The sequence below is a fragment of the Marinobacter sp. BW6 genome (assembly GCF_008107725.1).
GTDB lineage: Bacteria > Pseudomonadota > Gammaproteobacteria > Pseudomonadales > Oleiphilaceae > Marinobacter.
This window is the reverse complement of record NZ_VIRN01000035.1, coordinates 100456-114350: the sequence shown is the minus strand read 5'-3', so window position 1 is coordinate 114350 and position 13895 is coordinate 100456. Positions and strand designations below refer to the sequence as shown.

General features: G+C 57.2%; 14 protein-coding genes. 6 read left to right on the top strand and 8 right to left on the bottom strand.

Features of this window, described 5'->3' with window-relative positions; all coding sequences use genetic code 11:
* Nucleotides 1–21: 21 nt before the first annotated feature.
* The 6 genes from FMN52_RS00675 to FMN52_RS00650 all read right to left on the bottom strand — a co-directional run bounded on the left by FMN52_RS00675 (nucleotide 22) and on the right by FMN52_RS00650 (nucleotide 5029).
* Nucleotides 22–387, bottom strand: coding sequence for a hypothetical protein (locus tag FMN52_RS00675; RefSeq protein ID WP_148606802.1), 366 nt, complete (start codon nucleotides 385–387; stop codon nucleotides 22–24).
* Nucleotides 388–497: 110 nt separating this feature from the next.
* Nucleotides 498–1397 carry a LysR family transcriptional regulator gene (locus tag FMN52_RS00670; RefSeq protein WP_148606801.1) on the bottom strand — a complete coding sequence of 300 codons (900 nt, stop codon included), beginning with the start codon at nucleotides 1395–1397 and terminating at the stop codon, nucleotides 498–500.
* A gap of 20 nt (nucleotides 1398–1417) precedes the next feature.
* Entirely contained in the window at nucleotides 1418–2035 is a 618-nt protein-coding gene (locus FMN52_RS00665; RefSeq protein ID WP_148606800.1) for a flavin reductase family protein, read from the bottom strand.
* On the bottom strand, nucleotides 2035–3231 hold the full coding sequence (locus FMN52_RS00660; RefSeq protein WP_148606799.1) for an MFS transporter: 1197 nt from the start codon (nucleotides 3229–3231) through the stop codon (nucleotides 2035–2037). The genes FMN52_RS00665 and FMN52_RS00660 overlap by 1 nt, the downstream gene beginning before the upstream one ends.
* 3 nt (nucleotides 3232–3234) lie before the next feature.
* Nucleotides 3235–4062 (bottom strand): protein-glutamate O-methyltransferase CheR, encoded by an 828-nt coding sequence (locus FMN52_RS00655; protein WP_148606798.1) that lies wholly within the window; start codon nucleotides 4060–4062, stop codon nucleotides 3235–3237.
* A 37-nt stretch (nucleotides 4063–4099) separates the two neighbouring features.
* Nucleotides 4100–5029 (bottom strand): chemotaxis protein CheV, encoded by a 930-nt coding sequence (locus FMN52_RS00650; protein ID WP_148606797.1) that lies wholly within the window; start codon nucleotides 5027–5029, stop codon nucleotides 4100–4102.
* A gap of 188 nt (nucleotides 5030–5217) precedes the next feature.
* On the opposite strand from FMN52_RS00650, the gene flgA reads away from it, so the two are divergent.
* The 3 genes from flgA to FMN52_RS00635 all read left to right on the top strand — a co-directional run bounded on the left by flgA (nucleotide 5218) and on the right by FMN52_RS00635 (nucleotide 6899).
* Entirely contained in the window at nucleotides 5218–5919 is a 702-nt protein-coding gene (gene flgA / locus FMN52_RS00645) for a flagellar basal body P-ring formation chaperone FlgA (protein WP_148606796.1), read from the top strand.
* Nucleotides 5920–6094: 175 nt separating this feature from the next.
* On the top strand, nucleotides 6095–6421 hold the full coding sequence (flgM, locus tag FMN52_RS00640) for a flagellar biosynthesis anti-sigma factor FlgM (RefSeq protein ID WP_148606795.1): 327 nt from the start codon (nucleotides 6095–6097) through the stop codon (nucleotides 6419–6421).
* Between the two features lie 7 nt (nucleotides 6422–6428).
* Nucleotides 6429–6899 carry a flagellar protein FlgN gene (locus FMN52_RS00635; protein WP_148606794.1) on the top strand — a complete coding sequence of 157 codons (471 nt, stop codon included), beginning with the start codon at nucleotides 6429–6431 and terminating at the stop codon, nucleotides 6897–6899.
* Nucleotides 6900–6929: 30 nt separating this feature from the next.
* On the opposite strand, the gene FMN52_RS00630 is transcribed toward FMN52_RS00635, so the two are convergent.
* Nucleotides 6930–7661, bottom strand: a complete 732-nt coding sequence (locus tag FMN52_RS00630; protein ID WP_148606793.1) for a pilus assembly protein PilB — start codon at nucleotides 7659–7661, stop codon at nucleotides 6930–6932.
* 266 nt (nucleotides 7662–7927) lie between these two features.
* Here FMN52_RS00630 and FMN52_RS00625 point away from each other — a divergent pair, with 266 nt between their 5' ends.
* The 3 genes from FMN52_RS00625 (at nucleotide 7928) to FMN52_RS00615 (ending at nucleotide 11094) form a co-directional block, all read left to right on the top strand.
* Nucleotides 7928–8500 carry a peptidylprolyl isomerase gene (locus FMN52_RS00625; protein WP_275898158.1) on the top strand — a complete coding sequence of 191 codons (573 nt, stop codon included), beginning with the start codon at nucleotides 7928–7930 and terminating at the stop codon, nucleotides 8498–8500.
* 4 nt (nucleotides 8501–8504) lie between these two features.
* A complete protein-coding gene (gene mnmC, locus FMN52_RS00620; RefSeq protein WP_148606791.1) occupies nucleotides 8505–10388 on the top strand; it encodes a bifunctional tRNA (5-methylaminomethyl-2-thiouridine)(34)-methyltransferase MnmD/FAD-dependent 5-carboxymethylaminomethyl-2-thiouridine(34) oxidoreductase MnmC in 1884 nt (627 codons plus the stop codon).
* Between the two features lie 73 nt (nucleotides 10389–10461).
* Nucleotides 10462–11094 (top strand): CBS domain-containing protein, encoded by a 633-nt coding sequence (locus tag FMN52_RS00615; RefSeq protein WP_148606790.1) that lies wholly within the window; start codon nucleotides 10462–10464, stop codon nucleotides 11092–11094.
* Nucleotides 11095–11106: 12 nt separating this feature from the next.
* Here the strand turns inward: FMN52_RS00615 and FMN52_RS00610 are convergent, their stop codons facing one another.
* Nucleotides 11107–13857 (bottom strand): hypothetical protein, encoded by a 2751-nt coding sequence (locus tag FMN52_RS00610; protein ID WP_148606789.1) that lies wholly within the window; start codon nucleotides 13855–13857, stop codon nucleotides 11107–11109.
* Between the last annotated feature and the right edge of the window lie 38 nt (nucleotides 13858–13895).

The window sequence follows — 13895 nt, the reverse complement described above, 5'->3', positions numbered from 1 at the left end:
CCCCGAAGGGCCCTGAAGTGGCTAGGAGGTAGCCGTGTGTTGCCAGTTGTGCCTGCTGTAAGCGTCGTTACTCGCTCCCTCTGAGACCGGTCCGAAGAATGTTTCCTCTTCCGCGGGAACGGCGAACACGTGGTACGCCTCAGGGCCAAATGGATCCAATGCCGTATCAAGGTACTCGAAGCTGTCGGGCACGGGTTCTCCCGAGAAAGCGACTCGAAACTGCCGCTCAAGGGTTGATGTGGTGACGTTCAGGGGCTGCTCCACCCAAAGGTAAACGGCCTTGTGGGGCACAATGTATTCGCTGCGCACCACCCTGTAACCCTCTTTGAGCGTGAGCGTGGTCGGCTCTTTGCCCGGTTCCAGACGGAATTTGTGGATGGTTTTCATAGCTGCTGCTCCTCTTTGGGTTGCTGCCTTTCACAACGCCATAATGGACAGGAACAGAGCTCGATAAAATAAGCTTTTGTGAGCTTTTACCATCGGTAATTTCGATGTTTTCAGGCTTGCTCGTTGACGGCGTGAGCTTGAATAATCGAGCGGACGCCTTCATGGGCGGTTTTTCGTCCCCGGGTAATGGCAAACAGCTCATCCATTACATCATCGATTGAGGCAATCTGCTCAACCTCATACTGACGACAGACCTCCTCGCGAATTGATGTCGGGGCGGCGAAAACGCCGTAGCCCTGGCTGCCAAATACTTTTATCAGGGCGCTGTCGTCCACCCGCGCAACGAGCTTCATACGAACCCCATTCAAGGAAAACCAGTTCATCAGTCGCTCGAAATAAGGCGCATCGGTGGCGTTGGCCAGCAGCGGCTGACCATTCAGGGATTCCGGAAAACCCTTTTTCAGTTTTTTCGCCAGCTCTGGCGCAGCAAACAGACTCATGCTGGATCCCGCCAGTGGGTGTACCGTCAGATTGCCCTCTTCCTGCAACTTGGGCATGCGGTCCGTCAGCACCAGGTCCAGCTCCTTGCGTTTCAGGCTCAGCACCAGATCTTCCGTACGGCCCGTCTGACACTCGAGCTGGATCGAGCGCTCGCCCGCCATGGCCGGCTGCAGCAGGTAGTAGGCAATCAGTTTGTGGATGGAAGCGGATACGCCGGCGCGCAGCGTCAGCGGGCGCTCGGAAGGATCAAGCCGAAGGGTTTCAGCAAGCTCCCCGGTCAGGGCGAAAATGTCGTCAGCGTAGCCGAGGATCAGCCGCCCGAGGTCCGTTAGAATCAGCTTTCGCCTTTCACGGGAAAACAGGCGCCCACCCACGGAGGCTTCAAACGTGGCCAATTGGCCGCTGAGGGTCTGAGGTGCCAGTTCGAGAACCTCGCTGGCGCGGGCAATAGAACCTTCCCGGCTGATCACCCAGAAATAGTAAAGATGGCGTAGATTAAGCTGTTCCATTGCCTTGCCCTACCACCGATTCAGGATGGCCGCGGGATCTTGAGAATCTCACCGAAGGTGACATATTCGCTTCCGCCCAGACGGCCAATCGGATCAATGGCAGCGCCATCAAAGGTCAGACGATTCTTGTCATCGTACTGGGCTGCCGCATCCGATACCCAGACCCGGGTGACTTTTCCGAAGACCAGCGACTGTGGCCCAGCACCAATTTCCTTGATGTCGTAAAGCTCACAGGCAAAGGCCACGTGGCAGTCCTTGAGGCGCGGTAGACTGAAACCCTCGAAATCCACCAGTTCCAGGTCAAGATTCTTCAGTTCGGATTCGCCATGGGGCAGAGTTCGGGAGGATTCGGTGACCGCGGCAGCGAGATCCCGATGAGCGATATGAACGACAAAACGCTTCCTCGCCTCAATGTTAACCCGGGTATCCTTGGATACGCCCTCGGCCGGCTTTTTGCCGACGGAAATCATCAGCAACGGCGGATTACTGGTGATGGGTGTAAAAAACGAGAACGGCGCCAGGTTGAAGTCGCCGTCGGGGTTTTCACTCAACACCCAGGCCACGGGCCGAGGAATAACCGTCTGGGTCAGGATGTGGTAGGCATCCTTCGGATCCATACCCTCGAAATCTATAAGCACTATTCTCTCCCGTTAACTGCAGTTTCGGGCGCTCGCTCCCGCAACAGCCACAAAATCATCAGCAGAGCGTGAAGTATGAGGAACGGCACGGCGACCATGACCAATCCGCCCCAGCCCAACCAACTCAGAATGGCACCAGCAGAGAGCGCGGCGGTGGCCTGGGAGCCAAAAACCATGATGTCGTTCAGGCCCTGGACACGAAAACGTTCCGCATCCCGATAGCCCTGAGGCAACAGCGTTGTACCGCCAACAAAAAGGAAATTCCAGCCAACACCGAGCAACAGTAGGGCGGAAAGATAATGGTGAAAACTCACGCCACTGGCCGCCAGGGCAATACAGCCAAGATACGCCAGTAATCCTGCTGCCATCATCACGGGAATACCTATAACACGGGTGAGCCAACCGCTGATTAGCGACGGAAGGTACATGGCCATAATGTGAAGCTGGATCACGCGCTTGGCATCATCAAGGTCATGCCCGGCCATCTCGGTCATGCTCAGTGGCGTTGCCGTCATAATAAAACTCATCACCGCATAGCCAATGGCCGCAGCACTGATAGCCGCCCACACCACCGGATTCGCCAGGATTTCCCGCAGCGGACGCCCGCCCCCCGCGCGTGATTCCTGTACCCGCTCAGCCCCAGCCCGGTAGCCGGCGCCGAGTATCAGCAAGGCTACGCCCTGAATCACCGCCAAACCGATCCAGCTGATCAGAAACGGGTATTGCTCCGCAGCGCCACTGCCCAGACCGGCCACTTCCGGCCCGAGCCAGGCCGCGACCAACCCGCCCAACAACACGCGTGCAGCGGCAGAGCCAGCCATACCCGGAGCCACGGACTCCATGGCAGCAAACCGATATTGGTGAACCACGGCAAGACCGGTGCCACCCACCACAGCCGCCAGACACAACAACGAAAACAGACCGGTCCATGACGCGAGCGCTCCCAGAAGGCCCGCCACAACGCCCATAACCGCGCCCAGCAGCATCACACGCTTGCGCCCGATGCGCTCCATCAACCAGGTTGCCGGCTTTATGGCCAGCACGGTACCGACCACCACCAGGCCAACAGGGAGCGTTGCGTACTCGGGCGCCGAGGCGAGCATTCGGCCCTGAATGCTGCCGATGAAAACAATAAAAGGCGCTGTACACATGGCCAGCGCCTGGGCGGCAACCAGGACCCAGACATTGAGGGGCATGGGTTACTTTTTCCTGTAGATGATACCGGGATGGCACTGAACCATCTCGTAAAGGTGGGGCAAACCGTTGAGCGACTCGGAAGCACCCAGAACAAGGTAGCCACCAGGGTTCAGGGTAGCGTGCATCCGTGTCAGGATATCCTTCTTCAGATCCGCCGAGAAATAGATCAGAACATTCCGGCACATCACAATATCGAATTTACCAAGCATGTAGCGCTCGAGCAGATTCAATTCCTTGAACTCTACCATGCTCTTGATTTGCGGCTTGATCTGCCAGCCCCCGTTCAGGGAAGGCGTGAAAAACTGCTTCTGCCGCTCCGGTGACAAGCCACGACCAATGGCGAGCATTTCGTACTCGCCCTTGCGGGCCACATCGAGGACGCTTTTGGAAATATCCGTGGCGGTGATTCGCACGTCACGAAGCTTGCCGGGTCTTGCCCGCCGAAACTCCTCCACTATCATGGCGATCGAGTATGGTTCCTGGCCGGTTGAACAGGCTGCAGACCAAATGCGGAGTGGCTGCCCCGAAGCTCGCTCAGCGAATTCAGGAAGCAGTTTTTCCTGGAGAATCCGGAAAGGGTGATTGTCACGGAACCACAGAGTTTCGTTAGTTGTCATCGCATCGATGACGACCTCTTTGAGGCCGCCTCGTCCGGGACGCTTGAGGCGCTCAAGGAGCTCACCCAGGGTGTTCAGGCTGTTCTCTTCAAGAATCCTGCGTAACCTGCTTTTTACCAGGTATTGTTTATTTTCGCCCAGTAAAATCCCACAGGCATCCTGCAGGAACGATTTGAAGGCTTCATATTCCTGTGGCGTTATTTCCGCTTTCATTGGATCTCTGTTCTAAGTGAATCTTTGAGCGGCTCCATCAACCCTGGTCGATGATTTCCATCACCCGCTCTGCCAGCTCGTCCGGACTGAACTTTGCCATAAAGTCGTCGGCCCCGACCTTCTTCACCATAGCCTGATTGAAGACACCACTGAGTGAGGTGTGAAGCATAACAAACATATCAGACAGGGCTGGATCACCTTTTACTTTGGTGACGAGGGTGTAACCATCCATTTCCGGCATCTCGACATCAGAGATGATCAATGAGAAGTGATCTTTGGCCCGGGAACCGTCCCCCGTTATTTCTTTCAGATATTCGAATGCCTGCTTGCCGTCATTTTTCAGCACTACTTCCATGCCAATCGCGGTGAGACACCGCTGTATCTGGCGTCGGGCTACAGAAGAATCGTCCACGACCAGTACTGGAAGGTGTCCTGGCACTCGCTCCGCGCTTTTGCTCAGTACGGCCTCGGTTACGTCCTCACCCAGCGGAGAAACTTCCGAAAGAACCTTTTCTACATCTATGATTTCTATAAGCTTATCATCTATCTTCGTAACAGCGGTAAGATAGACATCCTTGCCTGCCCCTTTCGGGGGCGGCAGGATCTCCTCCCAGTTCATGTTCATGATCCGCTCAACACCGGTGACCAGGAAGCCCTGCGTTTTACGGTTGTATTCAGTGATGATAACGAAACTGGTCGCTAACTCTTCCTGGGGAATGCCGGGCAGACCAATAGCCATACTCAAATCGATAATGGGGATGGTCTCACCGCGGCTGTGAGCAACACCGCGAACGACCGGCCGACTATTGGGCAACGAGGAAAGCTTGGGGCACTGCAGGACCTCTTTCACCTTGAAGACGTTGATGCCGTAGATCTGACGTCCCCTCAGGCGAAAAAGAAGGAGCTCAAGACGGTTCTTCCCGACCATCTGAGTGCGCTGGTTAACACTGTCCAATACCCCTGCCATTTTGATTCTCCTGGCCTGCCGAAATTACACCGGCATATATCTTGCTTTTAACTGAATAATAGCCTGATCGACGGAAACCCGTCATATCAGCGGCGGATCAGCCAATTTAACGGCCACTTTTCCCGAATCCTTAGCCCGATTCGGGCTTTTCTGGCCTTTTGTTGACAGCATAGGACAAACTGATACGTATGCGCATCACCAATTTCGCCCTACTACTGCTAATGTCTGGCCTGAGTGGCCCGCTCCTGGCTGAGACGACCGCCGAACAGATTCAGAAAGCGACCCTGGCTTTTCTCGATAACTTCGCGTCTGAACAGGCCGACAAAGGCTACACCGTTTCCTTCGAACCTGGCTCGATCGACAGTCGGCTTGCCCTTGCCGAATGCGACCAGCCTCTGAGTGTCGAGTTCAGCGGTGATCCCTGGAAAAGTACCAGCCCTTCGATGCTGGTGGCCTGTGAGGCGTCACGTCCGTGGCGGATGTTTGTCACCGCTTCCGTTTCTATACACGGCCCGGCCCTGGTGGCAACACGACCACTCACGCGCGGAGAACGAATTACCGGAGACTTGCTGACCCGGCAGTCCGTTGAACTCAATGCCTCCAGACGCGGCGTTATTACCGCCACCGACCAGGCCATTGGCATGCAGGTGCGGCGGGCGGTGAACGCCGGCTCGCTGATCACCCCTGACATGCTCTCGGCTCCGAATGCGGTTGAACGGGGCGACCATGTTATCATTACCGCCAAAACGGGCGGTTTTTCAGTACGTTCCCGGGGCAAGGCCCTGGCAAGTGCAAGTGTGGGCGAACAGGTTCTTGTAGAAAATCTGCGATCGTCCCGCACAATAAGGGCCAGCGTTGTTGCGCCCGGCCATGTCGAAATTCCGATGTAAGACGGGCTCGGCAGGAGCTTGCCGGAGCGGCAAACCCCTGCCGCAAACCTGGCCGTAAAAATAGACGAAAAAACTACTGAAAATTACTAAAGGTTTTCGCGGCGCCGCCGTTAAGAAGACATAAACTCGAGTAAGCGCCGCATTTTCGTGGCGCGACAGGCAAGCAGGTACAGATATGTCAGTTGACTTAAATGGAATTGGCCCCGGCCAGGTCAACACCCAGAGAACCACGGCCGACAAGAGCTCCGGCACTCAGAATACCCAGCCGGCGTCCAACGAACAGGCGAAGACACAGGCCCAGGGTGCCCGTGGAGAAAACGTCAGCCTGAGCAGCCAGGCCAAGAATCTGAAGCAGCTTGAACAGAAGCTGGGCGATTATCCGGAAATGGATGACGACCGCATTGAGCAGATCCGTTCCGCCCTGGAGAATGGCACTTACAAGATTGACGCCGAGAAACTGGCCCAGAAAATGCTTGAGATGGATGAAAGCATTTTCGGGTGAGTAAACCATGGCCGCAATTGATGATCTGAAGACCCTTCTCTCGCAGGATATCAGCCAGCTGGAAACACTGGCTGATATTCTCGAAAGGGAAAAGACCTGCCTTGCAAGTTCCGACCTCCGCCAGCTTGAAGCTCTGACCAAAGAGAAGAACGAGCTTCTGGGTGCCGTTCGGGAACGCGCCAAACAGAAAATCCGGACACTGGTCCAAATGGGGTACCGCCCCGAAAGCGGTGAGCCTTCCCGGTTTATCCGCAGCGCCGGTTTTTCTGAGCTCTTCCAGCTCTGGCAGGAAGCCGACCAGAAACTGCGAGCCTGCCAGACGCTAAACCAGACCAACGGTCGGGTGATCAGCCATCTTCAGAAACGCCTGTCGAAACTTACCGACATTTTCCGTGGCGCCACCGGCCAGCAAAAGCTTTACGGCGCCCAGGGGCAGCAGACCACAGTATCCAGCAGCAACGTGCTTGCCAGCGCCTGACGATGGCCCTGGCGAGCGGTGCCGGCAGACTCATCGGGTATAGATGGTCATCTGGGAGTCCGGATGAAACCGGATGTCATGGATACTCACGTTACCCAGTGAAGCACCCTGACTGCCGCTGACCCGGATATTGTCCATCCGTATTTCCTCGATACGCTCCGGGAACGCCAACATCAAAGCTCCATCCTCCCTGACCCGGTAACGCGGCTCCCCCTCACGGTAGTGCACACCGGAAATAGTCAGATCTGAGTCGAGAAAGTTCAGAACCGGTACGAAGATGTTGGTGGTAAGCTTCAGGCCCTCGATGACATCCGCCGATCCGTCGCCAGTCGGATTCTCCGCCATACTGCTCACAATGCCGATACGCTGAAGCAGGCTCGGGTCTCCCTGACCGGAAATGGCCGCCAGCTCAGTTTCAGTCAGTGGGGCAAGATTCCCTCTCTCATAGAGCTCTCCCGCTTCCAGTGCCGACTGCGACGCTTCCGCCGAATTGCTCGCCGCAAAGGTAACGAGAGGCTGAAAGGGCAGCGTCACCATCGTAACCAGGGCTGCCGCATTACGGTAACGGGATTGGTGCTTGAGAACCCGGTGGAGTTCCTTTTCACTGATCCATCCGGCCTGGATGAACACCTCACCCAGGCGCTGCCCGGTTTCACGCTGAAGTCTCAGCCCCTCATCCACCTGCCCTTCGGACAGATAGCCGCGATTGATAAGCAGTCGCCCAAGGCGTGATTTCTCTTCAAATCCCTGACGGATTCTCACCCAATATCTCCTTTTAAACAGTGAAAACCGTACAACCCGGCCCGGCTTGTGTGATCCATGACTTCCGATACCTGGGAGATTAGCTGATCACACCAAAGTGTGCGTGGATACAGTCCCCGTTTTACCATCACCTTCTGGTAAGATCTGGCACCTGGTAACAGAATTCGCTGAATTGTCTCAGGAAAAACACCTGCGAATAACATAGAGAGCGGTTGCAAATGACAAACAAGGTAAAACCCCTGAAAACTGTGACTCCCGTACTGCTTATGGCCCTCACTTTGCTGATGCCGGCCTCCAGAGCGTTGGCCCAGAGCAATGACGAGCCCGCCAATGATCCTCGTCCAACGGTCCGCATGGTAACCAGCGAGGGCGCCATTGAGCTGCAGCTTCGACCGGATGTCGCCCCGGATACGGTTGCCAATTTCCTGCAGTATGCCAAAGACGGCTTTTTCAACGGCACCATCTTCCATCGCGTCATTCCCGGATTCATGATCCAGGGCGGTGGCTTTACCGAGGACCTCTCCCGAAAATCGACTCGGGCCCCCATCCGCAATGAAGCGACAAAAACGCTGCCGAACCTTCGTGGAACCATTGCCATGGCCCGGACCAGTGCGCCGGATTCAGCAACGTCCCAGTTTTTTATCAACCTCTCGGATAACGGGTTCCTGAATGCAGGCGTCCGAGGTCCTGGCTATGCGGTTTTTGGCAAGGTTACCCAGGGCATGGGCGTTGTCGATGCCATCGCCCGCAAACAGACCACCCGGAAACAGGGCATGGCCGATGTGCCTGTTGAACCTGTGACCATCGAAACCGTCTCCGTGGTCGAATCCGAAGACTGACAACGTGAACCGTCCACCCCTGCCCCCCGGGATCGAGCCCGCTGAACTTGCCTGGCACGACGGTGTCCCGGAATCGATGCGGTTTGGCGACGTCTACTTCAGCCGTGACAATGGCCTGGAGGAAACGCGCCACGTTTTTCTGCAGCATAATCAGCTGCCGGAACGTTTCTCGCGGATTCCGGAGGGCGGCAGCTTCGTTATTGCCGAAAACGGCTTCGGGACAGGACTGAACTTTCTGGCAGCCTGGCAGGCCTGGAAGACCTTCGGTCCAGAGCATACCGCAACCCTGCATTTTGTTTCCGTTGAACGTTTCCCACTCACTCGGGAGGACCTTACAAGGGCCCTGGCTTTGTGGCCGGAACTAAAGGCGCTGGCCAATGAACTACTCCTGCATTACCCACCCCTGGTGCGCGGAGTTCACAGACTGGTTCTGGACGGGGGACGGGTTCGATTGACGCTGTTTTTCGGGGACATCAATGACGCGTGGCGAACCCTGGAATTTCATGCCGACGCCTGGTTCCTCGACGGGTTTGCCCCCGCCCGCAACCCGGACATGTGGCTGGAGAACACCATCAGCCAGGTCCGCGCCCACAGTAAGCCGGGCACAACCCTGGCAACTTTCACGTCGGTGGGGCGGATTCGTCGCGCCCTGATGGAGGCCGGATTCCGCATGGAAAAAACCTCCGGATACGGACGCAAACGGGAAATGCTGAAAGGTGTTCTTGAGGGGGAGAAGCCGGCTCAACCGGAACGACCTGGGACCCTGGCCATCATTGGGGCGGGCATCGCCGGCTGCACCCTGGCAAGAAACCTGGCGGAACGGGGCTATCCGGTCACATTAATCGACACCAGTGGTCCTGGAACCGGAGCCTCCGGAAACGCCCAGGGCGCCCTGTATGTGAAGCTGGGGGTGGAGTTCAACGACCAGACAGAACTGGCCCTTACATCCCTGACCTTCGCCCAGCGTTTCTACAGCACCTGGCGCGACCAGTTCTGGCATCCGACCGGCCTGCTGCAGCTGGCTCACAGCCCGCAGGAAGAAGACCGACAAGCGAGATTCCTACAGCGCAATGAATACCCTCGGGATATCCTTTGGCCCGTTAACCGGGAGCAGGCCAGTGCGATCTCAGGCGTACCCACACAATCCGGCGGGCTCTGGTTTCCCGGCAGTGGCTGGCTCGAACCCGGGAACCTTTGCCGGGAACTGGCGGACCATCCACTGATATCCACAGAATATGATGTGAAAGTGAAAAGACTGCTGCCCTGCAACGGAAAATGGCACATCTCCGTGGACGAAGGCACCTCCATTGCGACCGACCGGGTGGTCATCTGCTCGGGCCATCTAAGCCCGGGACTAATTCCGATTAAGGGGCGCTTCCGGCTGAAAGCAATTCGCGGCCAGGTCACCCATCTTCCTGCACCAGCCGTCATCAACCCGAAGACCGTTATCTGCGGCAACCGGTATCTAAACCCGGTCCTTGGCGATATCGCCGTAACCGGCGCCACCTTTGACCTTCGCGACAACAACCCTTTGCCCACCACCGAAAGCCATGACGAGAACATCCACGAACTCAGCTCAATGCTGCCGTCCGTTTTTGCCCGGGAAGTCGGCAAGCCCAGTGGCGAGAATCTGGATGGCCGGGTAGCCTTTCGCTGCACCACCCACGACTACCAGCCCGTGGCCGGCCCAGTCTTCGACGGCGACAACGCCGATCTGGATGACCTTTATCTGCTAACCGGCCTGGGAAGCAAAGGCCTGACCTACGCGCCGCTCCTGGCCGAATATCTGGCCGACCAACTTACTGGGCAACCTGCCTGTCTTCCGGCGAACCTGGCCAGGCGTCTGGAAACCCGACGCCTGTACCAGACCGATGTGGCGGCTTCGTAATAAACTACCTCTGAAGTTTCCGGTCAGACTGCCGATAACCTCCCAAAGAGTGGCATAGTCACGGAGAAAGCCCATGTCAATTTATGTCAGCGAACCCGGCCGCCCGATCGGAACCCGGTTGCCGGAGATATTCCGGGCAAGGCCTGTGGGCGACGTTACTGAGCTGGCAGAAACCCAGGCGATCAATCCGGGCCGAAGTGAGGCAACGGACGCCGAGTTTCAACAGGCGGCCAATGCCGGTCGGTATAAAGCGCTGGAAGAGTACGGCGCAGCCGGAGCCGGAGAGCGCCGTGAGGACCGCCCTTACCTGCCCGTATCCAGCATTTCGTCGCCGACCCTGTATACAGTGCCGGCATCTGCAACCATTTCCGAAGCCTTATCAGTGATGGATGAGCATCAGGTTCACCATCTGGTGATCATGGCGGAAAACAACGTGGCCGGTCTCGTCGATCTACGCTGGCTGCTCGGCTGGCTTCACCAGCACGAGGCCAATGCCATGAGCCAAAGCCTGGTGCACATCGAGCTTCCCGCCTTCCTGACGGCGTCCCCCGAAACAGATGCCCACCAACTTGCAAGGCTGATGCTGGCCCACCAGCTCAACGCGGCGCTGGTGGTAGACGCCAAGGGTGCCGCCGCGGGCATTGTGACCAGCACAGACTACCTGCGGCTATACGCCAGCGCCGGCCGTCACCAGGGAACCGTCTAATCCCCGCGCTGGCTAGTTGAGGGGCGTCAGCAGCTGCCCCTCTGGGCTGAACAGGAGCACGTACGAGTCGCTACCTAGCCTGGTTAACGCCGGGATCTCGTCATCCCGGTAATTATCAAGATCAAGAATTTCCGAGTTGTCCAAGGCTAGCTGATAGCGCCAGTTGTTTTTGAAGACTGATTCTTCATCCTCGGTCTCCGCCTCAGGAACCAGCGATACCCGGGCAATAATGCCCTGCTCCATGCCGGACACAACGCTCCCGCTGGCAAAGTCTCCGGTCGTGGTACCCGCAACAACCATGTCGCCATCAAAACCGGTCAACCCCTGAAGAGTATCTGCGGCCTGATCGTTCTCGTCATTGAGGGAGAAGGCCCGGCTCACGATACCTGAAGAGGAATATCCCAGAAGAAACCCTGCGGTGCTTGAAAGCGTCTCCCGCTCCAGCGTGGGATCCTCATCCTCCTGCTCCAGCACCGAGTACAAGCCATCACTGCTGCCTATCAGCCAGAGCGTGCTGCCCTTAAACAGCCCATTGGAAACCGGTTCGTCACCGATAGTGCCGACCTGGCTAACACTGAGCTCGCTGGTTGCGCTGGACGCATTGAAGAAGAAGGCGTCAATGCCGCCTATGACTGGCGCCCCTTCCACAGAGCCCGCCGCGGAACCAAACAACGCCGGCCTGATGGACTCGGTACTGCCACCGGCGACACTGTCATCGGCGGCTGAGCCGGCCTGGCGGGCCCAGGCAACCGCGGGCTTCTGGGTATTGCCATCAAGCTCGGTATCAATGCGTTGAAGGAAGCTGTCTACGCCACCGGACGCCTGCTGCTGATCAAAAACGCCATCGGTCTCGCCTGCCAACACCACATAGCCGGTGTCCCGGTTGATTCCGGCCCAGCGCACCTGATCGTCGGCGTCCGTCCCGGTCCGGATGGTCCAGGTTGGAACGTACTCACCACCGTTGGTGGCGGAATCAAACCAGTAAAGCGATGTCACTACATCCAGACCGCCAAGACCGGACGTTCCCGCCACAGACTGATCGGTGCTGTAGGCAACGACAAACTCGAATCGGTCTACCCTGGCCCCGCCCTGGGTCACCTTACGCTGCACAACATTGATGACCGGATCTGGCACGATCAGACTATCACCGGCAGAGGATATGGCGACTTGCTGCAGCTGGGCACCACGTTGGTCGAAAATCCGGACCAGCACCCTGTCGTTATCCTGAGTGTCGTAGCCGGCAACAAACAGTCTGCCGTCATGTCCCATGGCAATATCTGTGGCAACAAAGCCATTACCGTCATTCAACGCGAGAGGCGATGTCAGTTCGTTGAGGCTGATCCGGATCAGGTTTTCAGATTCAGCCCGGGCGTAGTCCTCTCTGCCGGCCTGGAAGTTCTCATTGATGCCCAGCAATATGAATCGGTCACTGAAGGCCGGGTTGGCGTAGCTGCCCGCGGGTACCCGGATCCGGAAGGGCACTTCATCGGTTCCTTCAGGAAAAACGAGTTCGTCATTCTCAACCCAGTTACCATCTTCCAGCCGCTCGATAACGAACTCGGAATCGAGCCGAGCCGTGGAGTCTTCGGTATGGCTGAGCTTGGCGAAAATATCGCGGTCACGGTCACCGGAGAGCCTGGCGACGTATTCACGCACAGCACCAACGTTCAGGGTGTCCCTGCCGCCACCTTTTACAGTTTCCAGTGACAGGACCGGCTCGTTGTCCTGAATGGACAAATTGGTAACGACACCACCGTTACCGCTGCCAAGACCGGCGAGACCGGAACGCACCTCGGTCAGTGCCAGTTGAAGGGATTCCACGGGCTCGGGAAAACTGTCCTCAACCACCTCAAGTGGCAGGTAACACTCGGTAATACCCGGTTCGAGTGTAATGACGCCCCGCGTGTAGAAACCCTGTTCATCAAGCTCATAATCGATATAGTCCAGCTCGCTTTCCCCCGTCTCATCGCGAGGCATAGAACTGTTGCTACCCAACCCGACAATGTCCGTGCCGAGAATGGCATCACCGGCGTTGGAGGCACTGTGATCGCAATTCTGGTGCGGGGGTGAGAATCCAACATCGCAGCTGGACGCGTCGTAATCAGACAGAAGCTCAAAGGCTACCGCAACTCGGGTTACCGACGGTTGATCCAGGATAACCTTGACGAAAACGCGGCGCGTCGGAAGTGTCAGATCCTTGGTGCCGGACACCGAGCCGTCATCGTTGTACAAGTTGACCGTAAAGTTGTGCTCACCTTCGGTTTCCAGATCCGGCAAGGCGCACTGCTCACGGTTGCTTGCAGGTATTTCAGGGCTCTCCCCCTCCGTGAACGGCTCGGCATCCAGAGACATAACGTTGTATTTCACATCGATATCGAACGGCTGGACGCCGGCCATGCGGCCGTCAGTAGTCACCAGGTTGATGCCCTCGGTTTTGCCCAGATCCGCCTCTCCTCTGCCTCCGCCGGTGAGGCCGGGAACGCCGCGCATAATGATGCCCTGGCGGGCCTTGTTGCTGGTGTCCTCAAGCGCCAGCCAGGACGGCGCGTTGGTGAGTGAGTAATCAAGGATAGCCTCGCCACCGTAGGCCCCGAAATTGTAAGAGTACTCAACGCCAAGATAGGCAAACACCGGGGGTACGCCAAGAATGGTGGGCTGATCGGGATCCTTTTCGGTTTTGCAGGCAGACAGCCCGAGCGAAAACAGGACCAGCACGGCAATATGGCGAACAGGATGAATGCGGGAGTAAAAATCGGCGCCCATGAAAAAATCCGTTTCAATCGTTGTTGTTATGGCAGCGC